This is a genomic window from Serratia sp. Ser99 (assembly GCF_024519545.1).
GTDB classification, from domain to species: Bacteria; Pseudomonadota; Gammaproteobacteria; order Enterobacterales; family Enterobacteriaceae; genus Serratia; species Serratia liquefaciens.
In genome coordinates this window covers 81,263-84,835 of record NZ_JALJRT010000014.1, presented here as the reverse complement: position 1 = coordinate 84,835, position 3,573 = coordinate 81,263, and the positions used below count along the sequence as shown (strand labels likewise).

Below are 3,573 nucleotides of genomic sequence, written 5' to 3'. Positions count from 1 at the left end.
AAGTCATTCATTATCTCTCTTTAGGCCTACCCAACATTTTGATTTCACGGAAACTCAATCTGAGCGAAAAAACCATCAGCCAGCATAAACGTAACGCGATGATAAATCTTAATTTTAAACGCAATGTCGAGCTGCATTTTTGGCTGCTTTGTGGCAGTTCAAAGGATGTGGGGCGGCATGTTCTGATGCAACCCAAACACAGGAAAACTCCTGATTATTTTCAAACGGATTTTCTTATATAATAGACCAAACATGGAAATAAATAAATTATTCTCTATGCAGTTAACAACGGCACTTATAATCAGCCTGATGAAATATCCCCCACCGCAAACCAATACTAAATCGAAAAGTATGACTTACAGATAAATCAATTCAAGGGTGGTCAAACCATCCAAGATGACCGGTTTAGTCAGATCCAATTCAGAAGCTTTATTGATATAGGCTTGCACCTTTAAGTCTATTGTTACGTTTTTGATGGCATCAGGCTCAGGGATCGAGCCCCATGCCTTCATCCACGAAAGCTGACGTTTAACACCGATGCTATAGAAGTTATCTTCACCACTATCACCATTACCGTTAGTCCATTTCCCAGCCTCCCCCTTACGTGTGATGGGTATAGCTCCTACCCTTGTCCCAAAGTGGATCGCGTATCCGCCGATACGAGCTGAGTTACTGAGCCCAAGACCCACTACTGCCGGTGCTCCCCTCGACCCATTTAAACCACCTACTGGAGAGAGAGCCGCACCAGATATCGCATCTTCAGTAGCAACGCCAGCCAGCGTATTGGGTCGTCCATTTTTTGCCTCCAGCGCCAACTTCACCGGTGCATCGCAAGTAATGGTTAACGCCAATTTTTTTTGTTCTAACGTAGTGTAAGCGTCCAACGTCAAAGAGTCAGATTTGATCATGCCATAATCAATAGCACCATCACCAGACAGCGTTGGGGTGCAGCCCGATGGGGTAATAGTACCAGCAACCTTTACTTCTATGTCTTTTGCCTGGGAAGGCAAAGATGTAATAGTCAACACAGCCAACGCACAGGCAGTTATTTGCATTTTTTTCATTCGGATATTGCTCCTTTTCCCTAAGTGAAGCAGCGAATATTTTCGCCAGTCCTATATGAAACAGAGTATGGCAAAACATTTACAAAGTTAAAAATGAAACCAATGCACATAGCTAAATACGATTGAAAACATCAAACCTGTAATACAATTAATTGCTCCAGGAGAAAAATAAACATTCAATAGTCAAATTCACAGGATTTAATTCTGATTTTTCTTTTTTTTTAGCCTATGAGGCCAAAAACACTATGCTTGCGACATAACCTCGTCGAGTCGTTCTTAGCTTACGCTAGCTGTACACCTATGAAAAAAATGAGATATTGAGAAATAGCCCTCTCCCATTTGTTATCCGCATGTCCTATGGCGAACTTAAGCCTCGACGTTGCGGCTCTTATCCAAATCGGTTACGTACAGATGTTTACCGATGAGCGCAGCATAAAATGGCCGCCACAATACCGTTCAAGATGGCCAACCGGACCTCAGTAAATAAATGCCAAGTATTAATTTCCAGCATTACTAATCACAAACAGAGACATTAATAGATAAAACATTAAAAAACAAAAGAATTTAAACGTTACAAAGTATAAAACCCCAAATTTGTATTACAATAAAATTATTTTTAAGCTGTACGCTCTGTACCTGACATATAAGAAGATAAAAAATTCGTTTTATTATAAACATTAAAACATCATGTAACACTAAGAATGACTCATGATATCATTGACAGAACAAACGCGAAGAAAAGCAACTTGGCAAAATTCAATTTAAAAAGCATTCAGCCGGAAGTAAACCTTGTCCTAACAATGATAATTTCATGAACAATTTTAAGGACTTTAATCTTGCTCTAGCAAGGAATAAAAACACATGTATTGATAATATAGAACATCATGAAACAGCGCAGGAAAATTATTGATATGAACAAGTTAGATAAAGGCCACCCACAGGAAAACCATATCTATATTTCATATAAAAATAAAAACCACATCGATAAACTGGCTTTAGGGAAATTACTATAAACTTAGCCATTGCCGATACTTCAATCTAGATACACCTTACAAAACAGTCATGTGCTGTTAAAAAAACTTAGTATCAATAAAGAATTACGTTAGCCTTAAATAATAACAATAGGAGTCATAACCTTGGAGAAAAAAGTAGAAACTTATAAAAAAATGACCATTATTGACATGCAATAATAAAATAAAGTTGTAATTAATCCGACAAGCAACACAAGGAAGTAATAATGAAAAAGATACAAAACCTGATAGAAAACATAGGACTATGCATCCCAGAATGCAATACAGAGTCTCTGAGCTCCAGCTCACCAAAAACCTTTGATCCTGATACTATATTACATTGGTTATATGAGAACCTGAGCAAACAAAACTTGATAGTCTATGAGGAGTGGAAAGAGTACAACGGTTATATTCCAGATTTTGAAACACTACAAAACATTACACTACCCGTTGAACCAAATGATTTTATTTTCACTCTGATTGATAATATTGATTGGTCAGAATCTACTATTGATCCGTATGATATACCATATTACATTCCTTGGTTAGAACATATAAACCATTATCTAAAACCGCATGGCGTAAGATTAGTTAACATTTTACCTTTTGAGAATGCATATATCATGTGCCTACGTGATGATGATATATTAATAAAAAACCTAGACTTAAGTTTGAAAAACTTTGGTATGGGTATCGACAAGCGAGAACCATTAGATAAACAAGAGGTCTCACTAGAAATGAACTCTGTAATATCAGGTTAAAACAGAATAAAACTCACGTGTATTTCAGCAGGTATTTATACCCCTAAGTGGTATATTAAGCCACGAAATAAATAGCGCTGCATTCACATTTTAACTTTCAACACACCCTATTTCACACTAGGAAAAATAACAATATTAGATTAAAGGCTGGCTCTATTGATTGACCACTTTGGATAAACCCCTTAGCTTTCATGTCATATATCAGCCATGCAAAATGGGCGGTGATACCACCGCCCATTTTTCTCTCCATTGATAAATATAATTACGAATACATCCAGCGCGTCTATTAAACGTAAGAAGGTGATTACACCAGCATTAAAAACACTTAATTTAATAAGTCACTTCTTGCTACATCCGATACCTCCCATGTAATTATACAAAGTTCCTTTGACAGCCAACTTATTTATGGGAAAACAACAAGGAGGAGCATTGTCATTATTACAACCCTTAACGAAACACCAATATTAAAAATTACTAATGCCCAACAAATTGAAAAGAATATAATACGACATCGATCTGTTATTCAATCCAAGTGAATCGAATGGCCTCAACGACAAAGAAAATCGAAAGTAGTCGGCGGAACCGCCATGCTAAGACACCAGTCACCAGTCACCAAAGGCTCCGCACTCAGTCGCACCGGAGTGCATTTGGTTCTTGCGAAAAATAAGCTCGGCGTCACGCATTATTCAACAGCGCCCTGCGTACGCCCAACTCTCACGGTGTGGTTCTCGACTCGTG

The 3,573-nt window shown here is 37.8% G+C and carries 3 protein-coding genes; 2 read left to right on the top strand and 1 reads right to left on the bottom strand.

Annotation, left to right across the window (positions count from 1 at the left end):
* A partial coding sequence (locus NR114_RS22075; RefSeq protein WP_256824853.1) for a LuxR C-terminal-related transcriptional regulator occupies positions 1-242 on the top strand: 242 nt, incomplete at its 5' end.
* Between the two features lie 114 nt (positions 243-356).
* Here NR114_RS22075 and NR114_RS22070 read toward each other — a convergent pair.
* Positions 357-1,064: a DUF1120 domain-containing protein gene (locus NR114_RS22070; protein ID WP_234530883.1), complete on the bottom strand. Its 708-nt coding sequence runs from the start codon at positions 1,062-1,064 to the stop codon at positions 357-359.
* 1,237 nt (positions 1,065-2,301) lie between these two features.
* Between NR114_RS22070 and NR114_RS22065 the strand changes: the two genes are divergently transcribed.
* The gene (locus NR114_RS22065) at positions 2,302-2,835 is read left to right on the top strand and encodes a hypothetical protein (RefSeq protein ID WP_234530884.1); all 534 of its coding nucleotides are present in this window, start codon (positions 2,302-2,304) and stop codon (positions 2,833-2,835) included.
* Positions 2,836-3,573: the final 738 nt, after the last annotated feature.

Excerpts from the sequence above, each read along its gene's own strand:
- NR114_RS22070 (WP_234530883.1), bottom strand. The coding sequence starts at position 1,064 with ATGAAAAAAATGCAAATAACTGCCTGTGCGTTGGCTGTGTTGACTATT.
- NR114_RS22065 (WP_234530884.1), top strand. The coding sequence starts at position 2,302 with ATGAAAAAGATACAAAACCTGATAGAAAACATAGGACTATGCATCCCA.